This window comes from Pseudoxanthomonas sp. USHLN014, from assembly GCF_037153335.1.
GTDB classification, from domain to species: Bacteria; Pseudomonadota; Gammaproteobacteria; order Xanthomonadales; family Xanthomonadaceae; genus Pseudoxanthomonas_A; species Pseudoxanthomonas_A winnipegensis.
The window spans coordinates 315,610-331,321 of the sequence record NZ_JBBCKO010000003.1; the positions used below are offsets into that span (position 1 = coordinate 315,610).

The following is a 15,712-nucleotide window of genomic DNA, read 5'->3' on the forward strand; positions in this document are numbered from 1 at the left end:
GCCAGCGGAGCAAGCTCCGCTCTACAGGGGGGAGCCGCCATGGCGGCGAGGGGCTTTACTGGGAAAGCCTCATCGCCGCCATGGCGGCTCCCACCGAGCGGGCGCTCATGGCGGCACGGTCGCGATGAGGCCAGCCGCGCCACTGATCGCACTGCTGTGCGCCTGGGGCCTTTCCGGGCTGGCCGTGCTGTTCGCCGAGCTGCCGCTGACGGCCTGGCAGGGCATCGGCGCGGCGATTGCCGGCCTGGCCCTGCTCGATGCGCTGTCGCTGTGGCGCCGGCCCGCGCCGCAGGTACAGCGCCGCGTGCCCGAAGCGCTGGCGCTGGACCTGACGCGCGAGGTGCAGCTGACCCTCGCCTCGCCCGGGCGGGCGCAGCGCGTGGAGGTGTTCGACCTGCATCCGGGCGCCTGGCCCTCGCAGGGCCTGCCGCGCGCGCTGCACCTGGCGCGCGACGCCACCGCCACCTTCGCCTACACGCTGCGCCCCATCGCGCGCGGCGATGCCTGGTTCGCCGGCGTGCAGCTGCGCCTGGCCTCGCCGCTGCGGCTGTGGAAGCAGGCGCGCGTGGTCGGCGCGCCGCAGGCGGTGCGCGTGTATCCGGATTTCGCGCCGCTGGCCAGGCTGGCCTTGTTCAGCGCCGACCAGGCCTCGCGGCTGGTCGGGGCGCATCTCAAGCGCCGCCGGGGCGAAGGCACCGACTTCAACCAGATGCGCGAGTACCGCGTCGGCGACAGCCTGCGCCAGATCGACTGGAAGGCCACCTCGCGCGCGGGCAAGCTGATCTCGCGCGAATACCAGGACGAGAAGAACCAGCAGCTGGTGCTGGTGCTGGACACCGGCCGGCGCATGCTGGCGCGCGAGGACGGGCTGGCGCATTTCGACCACGCGCTCAATGCCGCGCTGGTGGTGGCCTATCTCGCCTTGCGCCAGGGCGACGCCGCCGGCCTGCTGTCCACCGGCGAGCAGCCCCGGTGGGTGCCGCCGCGGCGCGGGATGGCCGGCATCGATACCTTGCTGCGCGCCGCCTACGACCTGCAGCCATCGGCCACCGCCTGCGACTATCTGGCCATGGCCAGCGAACTGTCCGCGCGCCAGCGCCGCCGCGCGCTGGTGATGCTGGTGACCAACGTGCGCGACGAGGACATCGAAGACCTGCTGGCCGCCGTGCACCTGCTGCGTCGCCGGCATCTGGTGTGCGTGGCCAGCCTGCGCGAGGCCGAACTGGATCGAGCGCTGGAGGCCGAGGTCACCGACCTGTCCGGCGCCATCCAGGCCGGCGCGGTGGCCCGCTACCTCGACCAGCGCGCCGCCGCCCACGACGCCCTGCGCGGCCACGGCGTGATGGTGCTGGACGTGACCACCGCACAGCTGCCCGCTGCGCTGGTCGAACGCTATCTGGCGGTCAAGCGCGAGGGGTTGCTGTAGCGGGGAAGGCGACAGGTTCCTGGCCGGATCGCGCCTTCAGTGCTCGGCGCCCTCACAGTGGGAGCAGGACAGCCAAACCGTGGCATGGGGATAGTCCAGCGTCATCGTGAAGCGCTGCCAGACATTGGCGCCGATGGCGCCAACGACCTCGGCGTCCATGTACTGGCTGATCCCCGACGTCTCGTCGAATGCACCATCGGGACGCTCGGTGAACCACACCGGACCGATCCGCCAGCCGGCGACGTCCAGTGCTGGAAGTTCAATGATCCGGCTGCCCATCAGCGCATCCCCGTTGTTCACCATGCGCCACTCGGGATGCTCGCGGTGCCACCGTTCGAGGATGCTGGTGTTGATATACGAGGTCACGCCGAGACCGTTGAAGGTTTCGATGCCACTCGCGGTCAGACCCTCGGCGGTGGGCTTGGCGGTTGCCCCGGTATCCAGCAGGAAAGAAAGCGTTTGGCCCGCAATATCCAACTGGATCCGCGGTAGCCCGGCCGCGCGCTGCCCGCGCGCATTCCTGGGGAAAAACATCGGCAACCCACGCATGCCCGCCGGCGCACGCCAATCCGGCGACTCCAGCCAAAGCGCCCTCGCCGGATAGTCGAACGTCCAGGTGAATGCGGGCAGATAACCCGCGCCCAGATTGCCGTCGCCCTGGCCGAGGCCTGTGCGAGCCGCAAGTGCGGTTGCACCGCAGGGAGTCCCTGGGGCATCCGGAATGCCTTTCCATCGGTCCGCCGGAAGCGCGTAAAGGGGAGTTTCGGAATCGAACGAACTACATCGGATCTCGGGCAGCTGCAGTCGCTTCACCGCCTTGGGCTCAAGGACGTAGAGGCCGCTTCCGCCAGCGCCGCCACTGTCCACGACCAAGCGCAGCGAGCGGCCGTCTTGCGTGTGTAGATGGACGAAGAAATGTCCGGCTTCGTAGGTGGTCGGGATTCGCTCGCGCGCGATGGCTGTCGATGTCATCGCAATCAGGCTTGCGAACAAGAATCTATGGAGCATGCGGAAATCCCTGTCGGACACCTGGCGGCCCAACCCGCGTCTCATGCGGTGGCCGGGTGCAAGTCGCGAGTGTGCCGCATTATCGACCTGATGTAGCCAATCCGTGCTTTGCCTGGCGTGATTACGCCGAATGCGCCGCGCTCAGGCGTAGAACACCCCGGGCGCTTCATCGATGATCGCGTGCGGCACGAAGCGCGCGCTGTCGCGGGTGATGCGCGTGTCGTCCTCGCGGATGCCGATGCCGCAGGCGCTGTCGCCGATCACCCAGCTGCCGATCAGCGGATAGCGGCCGTCGAAGGCGGTCAGCGGATGGGCGGCCTGGACGATGCACGGTCCGGCATAGGGGCCGTCGCTTTCCTGCCAGCCGCCGTCGGCCAGGTGCAGGGCGATGTTGGCGCCCTCGCGCGAATGCAGCGGCTTGCGCACCCAGCCCGCGCGCAGCGGCGCGCCATCGTCGAAATGCGCCTCCAGCAGATTGGGATGGCCGCGGTGACGCTGCCACAGCAGCGGCAGCAGGCCCTTGTTGCTCAGCACCGCCTTCCACGCCGGTTCCAGCAGCTGCAGGCCCGAGGCCGGCAGGGCGCGGCCGAATTCCTCGGCCAGCAGGTCCTCCAGCGGATAGAGCTTGAACAGCGTGCCGATCACGCCATCGTCCAGGTCGGTGAAGCGGCCGTCCTCGGACAGGCCGATGTCCTCGATGGCGACGAACTCGCTCTGCAGCCCCGCCTGGGCCGCGCAGTCGCGCAGATAGGCGACCGTGCCGCGGTCCTCGGTGGAGTCGCGCACGGCGGCAAAGCGCAGCGGGCCGGGCAGGGCGGGCGCGATCTGCCCGAAGCGCGCCACCAGCGCCTCGTGCAGCGAATTGAACTGGTCGGCCTGCGCCGGCAGCCGCTGCGCAGCGCGCTGGTCCTCCAGCCATTGCCACTGGAAGAACGCGGCCTCGAACAGGGACGTGGGCGTGTCGTAGTTCAGCTCGTACAGCTTGGCCGGCCCGCGCCCGTCGTAGGCTAGGTCCAACCGGCCGTACAGATGCGGCTGGCGCTGCTGCCAGCTCTCGGCGATCCAGGACCAGGCGAACTGCGGGATCGCCAGGCGTTCGAGCAGCTGCGCGTCGCGCACGATATCGTCCACCAGGTCCAGCGCCATGGCGTGCAGCTCGGCGCTGGGATCCTCCAGGTCGTCCTCGATCTGGCGCAGGGTGAAGGCGTAGTACGCGCTTTCGTCCCAGTACGGCGCGCCGTCGATGGTGTGGAAGTCGAAGCCGCACTCGGCCGCCTGCGCGCGCCAGTCGCCGCGTGGGGTGATGGCGATGCGGCGCATGTCAGCCGCCGAAGCTGGCGCGGCCGCTGCTGCGCGCGCCGAAGCCGCCGCGGCTGACGGTCACCGCGCGGTTGGGCGTGGCGTTGATCGGGGTCATGCCGGGGGTGCCGGTGCGAAACGCGCCGGAGGTGTCCGGCCGCGCGCCCGGGGTGGGCCGCAGCCAGCCGTTGTCGCGGTTCTGGTAGGCCGGCGCGGCGTTGAAGCCGGCGCGGTTGTTCAGCATCTGCGACATGAAGAAACCGGCCATCAGCGGCCCGATGAACGAGTGCCCCTGGCTGTCGCGCTGCTCGGCGCAGCGGTCCTCGCCCCAGTCCACCTTGCACTGCTCGCGCGTGGCGTAGCGCGGCGCCTGGTCGGCCGACTGCTTCTGCGCGCTGTCGAAGGCCTGTTTGCAGCTGGCCGCGTCGCCGGTCTCGCGGGTGCAGGCCTCGACCGTGGTGTACAGGCCCTGGCGGACCTCCGGCTCGTTCTGGCAGGCGGTGAACAGCAGGGGCGCGGCGCCCATCAGCAGCAGGCGCGTGGTGGTGGAGCGTTTCATCGGGGTCCGTTCTGGGCGGGCGATGGCCCATGATGCCTGCAGTGCCGGGCGCCTGGTCTTACATGGCTGAACGGTCAGTTGCAGCAGCAACGGAGCAAACGGGGGAAAATGCCGGCTTTCCGCCGCACGCCAGCCTTCGCGCTCGCTCAAGACCGACCGCCATGCCCGAGTACCGCTCCAGGACCTCCACCCACGGCCGTAACATGGCCGGCGCCCGCGCGCTGTGGCGCGCCACCGGCATGCAGGACGCCGACTTCCACAAGCCGATCATCGCCATCGCCAACTCCTTCACCCAGTTCGTGCCCGGCCATGTGCACCTGAAGGACCTGGGCCAGCTGGTGGCGCGCGAGATCGAGCGCGTGGGCGGGGTGGCCAAGGAATTCGACACCATCGCGGTGGACGACGGCATCGCCATGGGCCACGACGGCATGCTCTATTCGCTGCCCAGCCGCGAGATCATCGCCGACTCGGTCGAGTACATGGTCAGTGCGCACTGCGCCGACGCGCTGGTGTGCATCTCCAACTGCGACAAGATCACCCCGGGCATGCTGATGGCCGCCTTGCGCCTGAACATCCCGACCGTGTTCGTCTCCGGCGGGCCGATGGAAGCCGGCAAGACCCGGCTGGCCGATCACAAGCTGGACCTGATCGATGCGATGGTGATGGCGGCCGATCCGAACGCGACGGACGAGCAGGTCGCCGCGGTCGAGCGCAGCGCCTGCCCGACCTGCGGCTCGTGCAGCGGCATGTTCACCGCCAACTCGATGAACTGCCTGACCGAGGCCCTGGGCCTGTCGCTGCCGGGCAACGGCACCGTGGTGGCCACCCATGCCGACCGCGAGGCGCTGTTCAAGCGCGCCGGCGTCACCGCGGTCGAGCTGTGCCACCGCTGGTACGGTGCCGAAGATCCGACCGCGCTGCCGCGCGGCATCGCCACCTTCGAGGCCTTCGAGAACGCGATGACGCTGGACATCGCCATGGGCGGGTCGACCAACACCATCCTGCATCTGCTCGCCGCCGCGCAGGAGGGCGAGGTGCCCTTCGACATGCGTGACATCGACCGCCTCTCGCGCCGGGTGCCGCAGCTGTGCAAGGTCGCGCCGAACACGCAGAAGTACCACATCGAGGACGTGCACCGCGCCGGCGGGATCATGGCGATCCTGGGCGAACTGGCGCGCGGCGGGCTGCTGCACACCGACGTGCCCACCGTGCATGCGCGGACGCTGGCCGAGGCCATCGCCAAGTGGGACGTGATCACCGCGCAGGACGAGGCCGTGCAGACCTTCTACAAGGCAGGCCCGGCCGGCATCCCGACCCAGATCGCCTTCAGCCAGGCCACGCGCTGGCCGTCGCTGGACGTGGACCGCGCGCAGGGCTGCATCCGCAGCGTCGAGCACGCCTATTCGGCCGAAGGCGGCCTGGCCGTGCTCTACGGCAACATCGCCCGCGACGGCTGCGTGGTGAAGACCGCCGGCGTGGACGAATCCATCCACGTGTTCGAAGGCACGGCCAAGGTGTTCGAGAGCCAGGACGCGGCGGTCAAGGGCATCCTCGGCGACGAGGTCAAGGCCGGCGACGTGGTGGTGATCCGCTACGAAGGCCCCAAGGGGGGCCCCGGCATGCAGGAAATGCTCTACCCGACCTCGTATCTGAAATCCAAGGGCCTGGGCAAGCAGTGCGCGCTGCTCACCGACGGCCGCTTCTCCGGCGGCACCTCCGGCCTGTCCATCGGCCACGCCTCGCCCGAGGCCGCCGCCGGCGGCGCCATCGGCCTGGTGCGCGACGGCGACCGCATCCTGATCGACATCCCCAACCGCGGCATCAACCTGCTGGTGTCCGACGATGAACTCGCCGCCCGCCGCGCCGAGCAGGACGCCAAGGGCTGGAAGCCGGCCCAGCCGCGCCCGCGCAAGGTCAGCACCGCGCTGAAGGCCTACGCTCTGCTCGCCACCAGCGCCGACAAGGGCGCCGTGCGCGACAAGGCCCTGCTGGACGGGTGAGGCCAGCGCGCTTGGCGGGAGCCACACTCTCTTCGGATCACGTCGCGCCCTCGCTGTAGAGCGGAGCTTGCTCCGCTGGAGCTTTCCCGAGATCCGATCGAAATGCAGCGGAGCAAGCTCCGCTCTACAGGGGGCGCCCTTGTGATTTCTACGGCGAGGGCTCGCCGCTGCTTCAAGGCATCGCCGGCGGCAGCGGGCTGAATTCCGCCGGCACCCAGGCGAAGGCCTGACCTTCGCTGCGGATATGGCCCAGGCCGGGGAAGGGCAGATGGGCGCCGGCGACCCACCAACCGGCGTCGGTGGCCTGGCGCATCAGGCGCCGGCGTGCGGCGATGGCGGCGGCGCGATCGCTGTCGGCTTCGAACGAGGCCTGCGGCTGGGCGAACTGCACGGCGTGGTAATGCACGATGTCGCCCCACACCAGCAGTCGCTGCCCGGCGCCGCCGTCGAACAGATAGGACACATGGCCGACCGTATGGCCATGCGAATCCAGCGCCTGCACCTGGCCCGGCAGCGCATCGCCCGGCGCGAACAGGCGCAGGTGTCCCTGGGCCTGATAGGGCGCCACGGCCTTGCGGGCCAGCGGGAAGGCGAAGCGCAGCGGCTGCGGCGCCTGGGCCTCGGACGCGGGATCGAGCCAGTAGGCCGCATCGGCGCGGGTCAGCCACAGCGTGGCGTTGGGATAAGCCACCTGGCCCTGTGCATCGAGCACGCCGCACAGGTGGTCGGGGTGGGCGTGGGTGAGCAGGATGTCGTCCACCTGCGCCGGGTCCACGCCGGCCGCGCGCAGATTGCTCAGCACCTGGCCCAGGCCGGGGCCGAAGCAGTTGGCGGTGCCGGTGTCCACCAGGGTCAGATGGGTGCCGTCCTGCACCAGGTAGGCGTTGACCGCCGTCTGCAGGCCCTTGCCGTCCTCGGGCACGTAGCGGCCGTCCAGCAGGCGGGTGATGTTGCCGTCGTCGATGCCGAGCAGCTGCTGGCGCGGCAAGGCCACGGTGCCGTCGAACAGCGCGGTCACCCGCAGCCTGCCGATCTGCTGGCGGTAATAGCCGGGCACCTGCGTGGTGGGCGTATCGCTTGCGGTGGCGTGCGCGGCACCGGCGCAGGCGCCGCCCGCGCTCAGCAGGGCCGCGGCGAGCAGCAGACGTGGCGAGAACAGGGTCATGCGGAAGTCTCCAGGGATGCGCGCCGGCTGGCGCCCTGGACACATGCTGGGAGAGGAGGCGCGCGCGAATCGCTCAACCCGCTGCGCGCAACGCTCAGCAGGTGTTCCGCGCGCCGAGCGCTGCGCGCAGCGGCATGGCCTGTGCTGGATCGCGGTGGACGCGCAGCCTTGCGCATCGCGGGCAACGCATGCGCGCCCGCGGCTGAAGCAGCCCATGCATGGACAGGCACGCAGGCGAACGCCGTGGCAGCGTTTAGTCCGGCAACTGGTTGCCGATGCGCGCCGGGTCCAGCCCATAGCGCTGCTGGAAGCGCTGGCTGAAGCTGCGTGCCGAACGGTAGCCCACGCGGGCGGCGACGGTCTTCAACGGCCAGCGCGTGGTGTAGAGCAGTTCCATCGCACGTGCCAGGCGCGCCTCGACGATGAGCTGGCGCAGCGAGGTGCGTTCGGCGGCCAGGCGGCGGCGCAGGGTGGCCCCGCTGAGCGACAGCGCCTGCTCGACATCGCGCGACTGCCAGTCGCGCTCCGGTTGGTCGGCCACCAGCGCCTGCACCTGCGCCGCCAGGGTTGGCTCGGGTGGCAGCAGCAGGCTGCCGTGTCCGCGCCGGCACAGCGCCACCACCATGCCCGCCAGCACCAGCCGGGCTTCGGCGTAGCGTCCTTCGGCCAGCGCCTGGCGCCACTGCGGCAGTGCCGTGGCGAAGTCCTCGATGGGCAATCGCGCCAGGGCCTGGCCGGGCTGGGGCAGGGGTTCGGCCCAGAGCAGACGCGCGGCCTCCAGCACCTCGGCGCACAGGGGAATCACCGCGGTCAGGTACAGGCCGCTGGCGGCATCGGGCGTGTTGATCACATCGATGCGGCAGGCCCGGGTGGTCAGGAACAGATCGCCCGGCTCGAACGCGAGCAGCTGCGTCGCGGTGCTGACCTGCTTCCGGCCCTGCAGCAGGATCGCCACCTGCGGCCCGGGGATGTCCACCGACTGGGCGCCATGTTCGCGGCGCGCGGCGATGCAGGCGAAACCTTCGGCCCGCGCGCAGTCGGCCAGCGTGGCCAGGTCGGCCAGCAGGGTCTGTCGCGCGGGCAGGGCGTGGTTCATGGCCCCGGCATGGTACGCGCGGCGCGTGGCTCGAATGTGCGCCGCCGAGCGGGCAGGATGTCCACGACGCCCACGCCCACGGAGCCTCCCATGCCGCGCCTGCCCTGCCTGCTGATCGCCTGCCTGATCGCTGCCGCCCCGCCGGCGCGCGCCGACGACACCCGCCTCTGGGACGTCTACGCCCAGCAGCTCAAGGGCGTGAAGTACGTGTCGCTCTCGCATGTGATCGCGCCGGACATCCCGGTGTGGCACGGCTTCGGGCCGTCGACGTTCGAACCGGCCCGCGACCCGGCCGAAGGTCACGCCTACACCTATGCCAAGGATGGTTTCGAGGCCACGCGCTACACGCTGGCCACCGACCAGCTCGGCACCCAGCTCGATCCGCCCGCGCACTGGGCGCCGGAGTATCCGGCCATCGACGAACTGCCGGCCAGCTACACGCTGCGCCCGCTGGTGGTGATCTCCATCGTCGAGCAGGTCAAGCGCGACCCCGGCTATGCGCTGAGCGTGGCCGACATCGAGGCCTTCGAGCGGCGCCATGGCCGCATTCCGGAAGGGGCGGTGGTCTTCGTGCGTTCGGACTGGTCCAGGCGCTGGCCGGATCCGGCGCTGGCCAAACTGGCGCGCTTCCCGGGCGTGTCGCTGCCGGCGCTGAAGTTCCTGCACGAACAGCGCCACATCCTGCTGCACGGGCACGAGCCGCTGGACACCGACGACAGCCCCAAGCTGGAAGGCGAGGCCTGGCTGATGCACCACGGCTACGCCCAGGCCGAAGGCGTGGCGCACCTGGACCAGGTGCCGGAAGTCGGCGCGCTGGTGGCGATCGGCTTCCCAAGGTTCAAGGGCGGCACCGGCGGCTACGCCAGCTTCACCGCGATCTGCCCACCCGACTGGCCGCACGGCGTGGCCGCCGATCCGCGCCGCGATGCGCCGCTGCCGCGCTCGGACAAGCCGTTGCACTGGGATGCGGCCAAGGGCGTGCGCGTGCGTTGAGGCGCGCTTGCTTCATTCACGCCTGTGCCCAAGAATCCGCCATCACCCACACAGGCAGCGCCATGAAGCGAGTCACGGGCATCGGCGGCATCTTCTTCAAGGCACGCGATCCGGCCGCGCTGGCCGCCTGGTATCGCGATCACCTCGGTCTGGAGGTGGCCGACTGGAACGGCGCCATCTTCAACTGGGGCGGCGAGGGCAGCGCGCCGGGCATGACGCTGTGGAGCCCGTTTGCCGCCGACACGACCTACATGTCGCCTGGCACCGCGTCCTTCATGGTCAACTTCCGCGTCGCCGATCTCGACGCGCTGCTGGTCGTGCTGCGCGGCGAGGGCTGCCACGTGTCCGACGAAACGCAGTCTTCCGAGCAGGGCAAGTTCGGCTGGGTCATCGATCCGGAAGGCAACAAGGTCGAGCTGTGGGAGCCGCCGGCGGGTCAGTGACCCGCGCGCCTCACCAGATCAGGTCGTCCGGCACCTTGAAGCGGTCCTGGTCGTAGAAGTCGTCGCCGGCGGGCGTGGCGTTGTCCGCCGCGGCGGCCGATGCCTCGCCCTCCTTGCGGCCATGGTCGAGCAGCACGAACGACGCATCGCGTTCGCACACCTTCTGCGCGGCGGCGCGCGGGATCAGTTCCACGCCCTCGCCATGGCGCACGATCACCAGCGCGCCATTGGCCAGCTGGGCGCGCAGCGCGGTGTCGACCAGCACGGTGCGGATCGCCTTGCCGTCGTTGAAGCGGTACTCGACCTCGCCGCCGCGCTTGACCTTGTGCGTGTCCACGATCTGGCGGATCTGCGCCTGCAGCTCCTGGCGCTTGGCCTGCGCATTGCGCTCGGCGGCCAGGGCGCGGTCGCGCTCGGCGCGTTCGGCCTGCAGCCGGGCCGCATCGACCCGGTCCGCATCGGCAGGCGGCTTGGCCTGGCCCTTGGCCAGCCGCGCCTTGACCTGGTCGCGGGCGATCTGGTCGGCCTTGCCCTTCTTGACCAGGCCGGCCTTGAGCAGCTGTTCCTGCAGGGGATTGCGCATGGGTGGAGCGTGTCGTGGGAACGTCGGGCGCGCAGTGTAGCGCTGGGTTGTGTGCGGCATCGCGGGCGTGCCGAGCCGCGGCGCCGCTTTCCCGAAAGCCTCACTGTGCGCTCAGCGCGCGCCGTGACAGATCACCGGCCACCCAACCACCGTCATCCCCGCGAACGCGGGGATCCAGGGACCTCCGTGCAGGTCGAGCAACGTCCATGGGTCCCCGCGTTCGCGGGAACGACAAATCTTTGGGTTTCCCCCCAGCTTAAGTCCTTCCCTCAAGGACAAAAGCTGCGCCTGAGGACGTGCAACCCGCGGGCCGTCGATACCTCGGCGAACGCCAGACCCGGCATCGCCACCCGTCAAGGCGCCGCCTGCACGCAATACCGGTTGGACGAGGCGATGCCCGAGGCGTCCTCGGCGGTGAATTCGATCCTGGCCGGCTCGGTCTTGCCGCGCTTGCCCTGCTTGGCCGGCAGCAGCTCGGTGCGGTAGAGGCCGGTCAGGTGGCAGACGCCGTCGATCTCCTGCGTGTTGCCGCGTACGCCAATCCGCAGCGCCTCCTCCGGCGCGCCGCTCGAGGCCACGGTGAACAGGTTGCTGTCCTTGTCGTTGCACTTGGGCTCGTGCAGCGACTCCAGGTCGAGCACGACCACCTGATGGTCTTCCTGCGGCGGCGCACTACCGACGACGTTGTCCGGCGTGACCGAGGGCTTCCACACCGGGATCGGCGTGCGGCCATCGCCGGCCTTGCAGGTCGGCACGCCGGGCACCAGGTCGCCGACCGAGGCCATCGCCGGCGGCCCCGCCTGCGATGGCACGGGCTGGGGCACGTTGTCCTGCGGCGGCAGGGTCGGGGCCGAAGCGCCCGGCGCGCCGGGCGCGATCGGGTTGGCGCCGGCACTGGAGGCGGTGCAGTTGCCGTTGCTGCAGATCTCGCCCTGCTCGCAATCGGCGTTGGCCTTGCACTCGGCGGGCGCCGGCTCGGACACCGGCGGGGGTGCGGTCGGTTCGGGCGTGGCAGCCGGTTTGCAGGCGGCGCACAGCAGCACCAGGGCGGACGCGGCGACTCGTAACTTCATCACTTCCCTCCACGGCGCGATGCCGCGAGCAAGCGCGCATCATGACCGGGAACGGGATTAAAAAGTTGTTGTCCGGTTGTCTGTAGATGGCAAAACCGGGCACGACGCGGCGAGCGGATCAGCGGGGCCGGTTGCGCTGCTCCAGGTAGTGGCGCAACACCTGGCGCAGTTCGTCCAGCGCGGACTGGCTGCCGGGCTGCAGGGCCAGGCTTCCGGCCGCCTTGATCAGCAGGACGACCGCCTCGGCCGCGGCCGAAGCCTGCGCCGCAGGTACGGTGCCGGCCTGGCGCAGGATGTCGGCCACGCCCTGGCGCATGTCCTCGCGCAGCCGTGCGCGCAAGGCCTCGTCGCCGGTGATCTCCACCAGGACCAGCGCGGCCGTGCGTTCGGCCTTGCGGTCCAGGGCCAGGCCGAGCAGCGCATCGGCCAGCGCGTCGGGCGCCAGCGTGGCGGCGCGTGCCTCGAGTTCGGTCAGCGCCCGGTGCAGGTCCTCGGTGTAGCGCTCCAGCAGCGTGGCCACCAGCGCATCGCGGGTGGGGAAGAACCGGTACAGAGAGCCGATTGCCGTGCCCGAACGGGCCGCGATCTCAGTCATGGTGACCGCCGCGCCCTGGTCGATGAACAGCTGGGTGGCCGCTTCCAGGATCGCCGCCACGCGATCGCGGCCGCGCTGGCGCTTGGGGGCGATGGCCTGGGTTGACTTTTGCGAGGGCATCCTCACAATTCTCATATGCGAGTCGATCCTCGCATTTTAGCCCACCCACTTCGTGTTGTGTTTCCTGTCCCCTGGAGATCCCCATGTTGACGCTGTCCCCGCGCCGTACGGCGCTTGTGTTGATCGATCTGCAGCACGGCATCACCGCCATGCCGCTGCAGCCCATCAGTGGTGAGGAAGTCGCGGCCCGCGGCCGCGCCGCCGCGGCCCGCTTCCGCCAGGCCGGCGCGCAGGTCGTGCTGCTCAATGTCGATTTCGGCGCGGACATGGTCGATGCGCCGCGCCAGCCGGTCGACCGGCCGCTCGGTGGCGGCCCGCTGCCGGCCGACTGGTCGCAGCTGCACGACGGCCTGGTCCAGCCCGGCGACCTGCGCGTGACCAAGCGTCAGTGGGGCGCCTTCACCGGGACCAGCCTGGAGCAGCAGCTGCGCCGCCGCGGCATCGACACCATCGTGCTGGGCGGCATCGCCACCAACTTCGGTGTCGAGTCCACCGCGCGCCATGCCTGGGAGCTGGGCTTCGCCGTGGTCGTCGCGCCGGATCTGTGCGCCAGCGTCTCGGAGGAGCTGCACCGTATGACGCTCGAACACGTGCTGCCGCGCGTGGCGCGCATCGTCCCCAGCGACGCGCTGCAGCTGCAGGCGTAGCGGCATCGCGAGCACTGCCCCATGGGGAGCCGCGCTGGGGAACGCGGCGCTCCATGGCAAGCCTGGATGAGGCGCGTTGCGGCGTGTCCAACCGAGGGCCAAGACGGGCTCACGGTTCGCAGCGGAATCGCGGCAGCCGGACGTTCCTCCTGGCGGGACGTTCCGGCTCGGCATCGCTGGGCGAGGCCGACGGCCAGGCGCACGATGTGCGGCATCTTCCGGTGAGCGAGCGCGTGCGATGACCGATCCCCTGGCCTTGGTGGCGCCCGGCGCCATGGGTGCGGCGCTTGGCGCGCGCCTGGTGGCACACGGCGTGCCGGTGCTCACCGCGCTGGAGGGCCGCAGCGCGTCCAGCCGGGCGCGTGCCGAAGCCGCCGGCCTGCGCGTGGTGGCCACCGGCGAGCTGATGCAGGCGCCCTGGTTCCTGTCGGTGGTGCCGCCGGCGCAGGCGATGACCCTGGCGCGGGAGTTCGCGGGCTGGTGCCTAGGCGTGGCGCGGCCACCGGTATTCGTCGACCTCAACGCGATCAACCCCGACACCGCGGTGCAGATGCAGGCGGTGATCGAGGCGGCGGGTGCGCGCTTCGTCGACGGCTGCATCCTGGGCTTTCCGCCCAAGGGCGAGGCGCCCGGCCCGACCATTTACCTGTCCGACGACGCGGCCGAGCTGGCCACCCTGCTGCAGGCCCATGGCCTGCAGGCACGCACGCTGCACGGCGGCGTCGGCGCGGCCAGCGCGCTGAAGATGGCCTACGCCGGGATCAACAAGGGCGTGGCGCTGCTGGGCGCCGCCATGGCCCTGGCGGCGCAGCGCCACGATGCGGGCGAGGCCCTGCGCGCGGCGCTGGGGCAGACCCATCCCGCGCTGCTGGCGCAGCTGGACCATGCGCTGCCGGACCTGCTGCCCAAGGCGCGGCGCTGGGCGCCGGAGATGGAGGAGATCGCCGCCTTCATCGGCCCGGAACGGCCCGAGGCCGGGATCTACACCGCGCTGGCCGCGCACTGCCGCGCGCTGGCCGACGACTTGGATGGCGCAGGCGAGGCGGCCGCGGTGCTGCGCGCCTTCCCCGTCACCTGAAGCGCGCGCCTACAGCAGCGCCCACACCATCTGCAGGATCGCCCACAGCGACACCACCCAGATGATCGAGCGCAGGTAGGGGATGCCGATCACGTACACCGGCAGATAGGCCAGCCGCGCCCAGAAGTACAGCTGCGCGGCCAGCGCCGTGTGCGGGCTGGTGCGGCCCAGGGCGACCACGGCCAGCACCCCGGCGGCGAAGAACGGGAAGGTCTCCAGGAAGTTGGCGCTGGCCCGCTGCGCCCGCGCGGGCGGGCCGCGCAGCGGTTCGACCGGGGCATCGCGGTTGCCGGCGTTCCAGGCCACGCCGCGTTTGGCGGTGACCAGGGCGGCGGCCAGCAGCACATAGGCCAGGCCCAGCAGGATGGACCAGGCCAGCAGCTTCAGTTCGATCGGCATGGGGTGGCTCGGCTTGCTCGGAGAGAGAGCGCAGTGTCCCGCATCGGCGCGTGAAGGGGCCGGGCGCTCAGGCGGCGAGCGGCTCGGTCAGTTCCAGCAGCGCGCAGACGTGGTCGGCGATGGCCAGCGCGGAGGTCAGGCCCGGCGATTCGATGCCGAACAGGTTTACCAGCCCGGCGATGCCGTGGTGCGCGGGTCCGTCGATGCGGAAGTCCGCATTGGCCTGGCCCGGGCCGCTGATCTTGGGCCGGATGCCGGTATAGGCCGGCTGCAGCGCGCCGTCGGCCAGGCCGGGCCAGTAGCGGCGGATCGCGGCGTAGAAGCGCTCGCCGCGGCGCGGGTCCAGCGTGTAGTCGAGCGTGTCCACCCATTCCACGTCCGGGCCGAAGCGCGCGCGCCCGGCCAGGTCCAGGGTCAGGTGCGTGCCCAGGCCGCCGGGCTCGGGCAACGGATAGACCAGATGCGTGAACGGCGTGCGCCCGGCCAGGCTGAAATAGCTGCCCTTGGCGAACCACGCCTGCGGCACATGCGCCGGGGCCAGCCCGCGCATGGCGGCGGCCAGCACCGGCGCACCGTGGCCGGCGCTGTTCACCAGCAGGTCGGCGTGCAGCCGCATCGGGCTGTCGCCGCCGACCTCGATCGCAAAGCCCTGGTCGTCGCAGGCGATGGCGCTCACCGGCGCGCGCAGGGCCAGCAGCGCGCCCTGCGCCTCGGCCTCGCCCTGCAGGGCCAGCATCAGGCCGTGGCTGTCGATGATGCCGGTGCTGGGCGAGAGCAGCGCGGCCACGGCGTGCAGGTCCGGCTCCAGCGCGCGCACCTGGTCCGCCTCGAGCTCGCGCAGGTCGCTCACGCCATTGGCCAGGGCATGCTGGCGGATCTGCGCCAGCCCTTCGCGCTGGGCGTCGTCCACCGCGACGATCAGCTTGCCGCAGCGGCGATGCGCCACCCCGGTGCGCTGGCAGAAGGCGTACAGCTGCTGGCGGCCCTGCACGCACAGCCGCGCCTTGAGCGAACCGTGCGGGTAGTACAGGCCGGCATGGATGACCTCGCTGTTGCGCGCACTGGTGCCCGTGCCGATCGCCGACTCGGCCTCCAGCACCAGCACCTCGCGCCCGGCCAGCGCCAGCGCCCGCGCCACCGCCAGGCCGACCACGCCGGCGCCGATCACCACGCTGTCCACGCGTTCCATACCGCCACTCCAGATTGATTCGATGCCGTGCGCGCGGGG

16 protein-coding genes are annotated in these 15,712 nt (G+C 70.9%); 6 read left to right on the plus strand and 10 right to left on the minus strand.

All coding sequences use genetic code 11. From position 1 onward, the window contains the following. Nucleotides 1-124 precede the first annotated feature (124 nt). A complete protein-coding gene (locus WFQ05_RS08345) occupies nucleotides 125-1,426 on the plus strand; it encodes a DUF58 domain-containing protein (protein ID WP_337053432.1) in 1,302 nt (433 codons plus the stop codon). 36 nt (nucleotides 1,427-1,462) lie between these two features. Here the strand turns inward: WFQ05_RS08345 and WFQ05_RS08350 are convergent, their stop codons facing one another. From WFQ05_RS08350 to WFQ05_RS08360, 3 genes are all read right to left on the minus strand, one after another. Next, entirely contained in the window at nucleotides 1,463-2,434 is a 972-nt protein-coding gene (locus WFQ05_RS08350; protein ID WP_337053433.1) for a hypothetical protein, read from the minus strand. 141 nt (nucleotides 2,435-2,575) lie between these two features. Then, the gene (locus tag WFQ05_RS08355) at nucleotides 2,576-3,754 is read right to left on the minus strand and encodes a glutathionylspermidine synthase family protein (protein ID WP_337053434.1); all 1,179 of its coding nucleotides are present in this window, start codon (nucleotides 3,752-3,754) and stop codon (nucleotides 2,576-2,578) included. A gap of 1 nt (nucleotide 3,755) precedes the next feature. Then, nucleotides 3,756-4,292, minus strand: a complete 537-nt coding sequence (locus WFQ05_RS08360; RefSeq protein ID WP_130521638.1) for a DUF1190 domain-containing protein — start codon at nucleotides 4,290-4,292, stop codon at nucleotides 3,756-3,758. A 161-nt stretch (nucleotides 4,293-4,453) separates the two neighbouring features. On the opposite strand from WFQ05_RS08360, the gene ilvD reads away from it, so the two are divergent. Then, entirely contained in the window at nucleotides 4,454-6,292 is a 1,839-nt protein-coding gene (gene ilvD, locus WFQ05_RS08365; protein ID WP_337053435.1) for a dihydroxy-acid dehydratase, read from the plus strand. A gap of 172 nt (nucleotides 6,293-6,464) precedes the next feature. Here ilvD and WFQ05_RS08370 read toward each other — a convergent pair whose 3' ends face one another. Continuing rightward, entirely contained in the window at nucleotides 6,465-7,457 is a 993-nt protein-coding gene (locus WFQ05_RS08370; protein WP_337053436.1) for an MBL fold metallo-hydrolase, read from the minus strand. A gap of 253 nt (nucleotides 7,458-7,710) precedes the next feature. Continuing rightward, complete coding sequence (locus WFQ05_RS08375; protein WP_306995081.1) at nucleotides 7,711-8,553, minus strand: helix-turn-helix transcriptional regulator; 843 nt, start codon at nucleotides 8,551-8,553, stop codon at nucleotides 7,711-7,713. Nucleotides 8,554-8,643: 90 nt separating this feature from the next. Here WFQ05_RS08375 and WFQ05_RS08380 point away from each other — a divergent pair, with 90 nt between their 5' ends. Continuing rightward, complete coding sequence (locus WFQ05_RS08380; RefSeq protein ID WP_337053438.1) at nucleotides 8,644-9,546, plus strand: cyclase family protein; 903 nt, start codon at nucleotides 8,644-8,646, stop codon at nucleotides 9,544-9,546. 62 nt (nucleotides 9,547-9,608) lie between these two features. Then, a complete protein-coding gene (locus WFQ05_RS08385; protein WP_306995085.1) occupies nucleotides 9,609-9,989 on the plus strand; it encodes a VOC family protein in 381 nt (126 codons plus the stop codon). A 10-nt stretch (nucleotides 9,990-9,999) separates the two neighbouring features. On the opposite strand, the gene WFQ05_RS08390 is transcribed toward WFQ05_RS08385, so the two are convergent. The 3 genes from WFQ05_RS08390 to WFQ05_RS08400 all read right to left on the minus strand — a co-directional run bounded on the left by WFQ05_RS08390 (nucleotide 10,000) and on the right by WFQ05_RS08400 (nucleotide 12,360). Further along, a complete protein-coding gene (locus WFQ05_RS08390) occupies nucleotides 10,000-10,572 on the minus strand; it encodes a DUF2058 domain-containing protein (RefSeq protein WP_337053439.1) in 573 nt (190 codons plus the stop codon). A 353-nt stretch (nucleotides 10,573-10,925) separates the two neighbouring features. Then, a complete protein-coding gene (locus tag WFQ05_RS08395) occupies nucleotides 10,926-11,645 on the minus strand; it encodes a hypothetical protein (protein ID WP_306995089.1) in 720 nt (239 codons plus the stop codon). 118 nt (nucleotides 11,646-11,763) lie between these two features. Further along, on the minus strand, nucleotides 11,764-12,360 hold the full coding sequence (locus WFQ05_RS08400) for a helix-turn-helix domain-containing protein (protein WP_337053440.1): 597 nt from the start codon (nucleotides 12,358-12,360) through the stop codon (nucleotides 11,764-11,766). 83 nt (nucleotides 12,361-12,443) lie between these two features. Here WFQ05_RS08400 and WFQ05_RS08405 point away from each other — a divergent pair, with 83 nt between their 5' ends. Then, the gene (locus tag WFQ05_RS08405; protein WP_286575731.1) at nucleotides 12,444-13,007 is read left to right on the plus strand and encodes a hydrolase; all 564 of its coding nucleotides are present in this window, start codon (nucleotides 12,444-12,446) and stop codon (nucleotides 13,005-13,007) included. A gap of 238 nt (nucleotides 13,008-13,245) precedes the next feature. Continuing rightward, nucleotides 13,246-14,085 carry a DUF1932 domain-containing protein gene (locus tag WFQ05_RS08410; protein ID WP_337053443.1) on the plus strand — a complete coding sequence of 280 codons (840 nt, stop codon included), beginning with the start codon at nucleotides 13,246-13,248 and terminating at the stop codon, nucleotides 14,083-14,085. A 9-nt stretch (nucleotides 14,086-14,094) separates the two neighbouring features. Here WFQ05_RS08410 and WFQ05_RS08415 read toward each other — a convergent pair whose 3' ends face one another. Next, nucleotides 14,095-14,484 carry an MAPEG family protein gene (locus WFQ05_RS08415; RefSeq protein WP_130521649.1) on the minus strand — a complete coding sequence of 130 codons (390 nt, stop codon included), beginning with the start codon at nucleotides 14,482-14,484 and terminating at the stop codon, nucleotides 14,095-14,097. 67 nt (nucleotides 14,485-14,551) lie between these two features. After that, nucleotides 14,552-15,673 (minus strand): NAD(P)/FAD-dependent oxidoreductase, encoded by a 1,122-nt coding sequence (locus WFQ05_RS08420; protein ID WP_337053444.1) that lies wholly within the window; start codon nucleotides 15,671-15,673, stop codon nucleotides 14,552-14,554. Between the last annotated feature and the right edge of the window lie 39 nt (nucleotides 15,674-15,712).

Coding starts and splice junctions, on each gene's coding strand:
- WFQ05_RS08345 (WP_337053432.1), top strand. CDS start 125: ATGAGGCCAGCCGCGCCACTGATCGCACTGCTGTGCGCCTGGGGCCTT.
- WFQ05_RS08350 (WP_337053433.1), bottom strand. CDS start 2,434: ATGCTCCATAGATTCTTGTTCGCAAGCCTGATTGCGATGACATCGACA.
- WFQ05_RS08355 (WP_337053434.1), bottom strand. CDS start 3,754: ATGCGCCGCATCGCCATCACCCCACGCGGCGACTGGCGCGCGCAGGCG.
- WFQ05_RS08360 (WP_130521638.1), bottom strand. CDS start 4,292: ATGAAACGCTCCACCACCACGCGCCTGCTGCTGATGGGCGCCGCGCCC.
- ilvD (WP_337053435.1), top strand. CDS start 4,454: ATGCCCGAGTACCGCTCCAGGACCTCCACCCACGGCCGTAACATGGCC.
- WFQ05_RS08370 (WP_337053436.1), bottom strand. CDS start 7,457: ATGACCCTGTTCTCGCCACGTCTGCTGCTCGCCGCGGCCCTGCTGAGC.
- WFQ05_RS08375 (WP_306995081.1), bottom strand. CDS start 8,553: ATGAACCACGCCCTGCCCGCGCGACAGACCCTGCTGGCCGACCTGGCC.
- WFQ05_RS08380 (WP_337053438.1), top strand. CDS start 8,644: ATGCCGCGCCTGCCCTGCCTGCTGATCGCCTGCCTGATCGCTGCCGCC.
- WFQ05_RS08385 (WP_306995085.1), top strand. CDS start 9,609: ATGAAGCGAGTCACGGGCATCGGCGGCATCTTCTTCAAGGCACGCGAT.
- WFQ05_RS08390 (WP_337053439.1), bottom strand. CDS start 10,572: ATGCGCAATCCCCTGCAGGAACAGCTGCTCAAGGCCGGCCTGGTCAAG.
- WFQ05_RS08395 (WP_306995089.1), bottom strand. CDS start 11,645: ATGAAGTTACGAGTCGCCGCGTCCGCCCTGGTGCTGCTGTGCGCCGCC.
- WFQ05_RS08400 (WP_337053440.1), bottom strand. CDS start 12,360: ATGCCCTCGCAAAAGTCAACCCAGGCCATCGCCCCCAAGCGCCAGCGC.
- WFQ05_RS08405 (WP_286575731.1), top strand. CDS start 12,444: ATGTTGACGCTGTCCCCGCGCCGTACGGCGCTTGTGTTGATCGATCTG.
- WFQ05_RS08410 (WP_337053443.1), top strand. CDS start 13,246: ATGACCGATCCCCTGGCCTTGGTGGCGCCCGGCGCCATGGGTGCGGCG.
- WFQ05_RS08415 (WP_130521649.1), bottom strand. CDS start 14,484: ATGCCGATCGAACTGAAGCTGCTGGCCTGGTCCATCCTGCTGGGCCTG.
- WFQ05_RS08420 (WP_337053444.1), bottom strand. CDS start 15,673: ATGGAACGCGTGGACAGCGTGGTGATCGGCGCCGGCGTGGTCGGCCTG.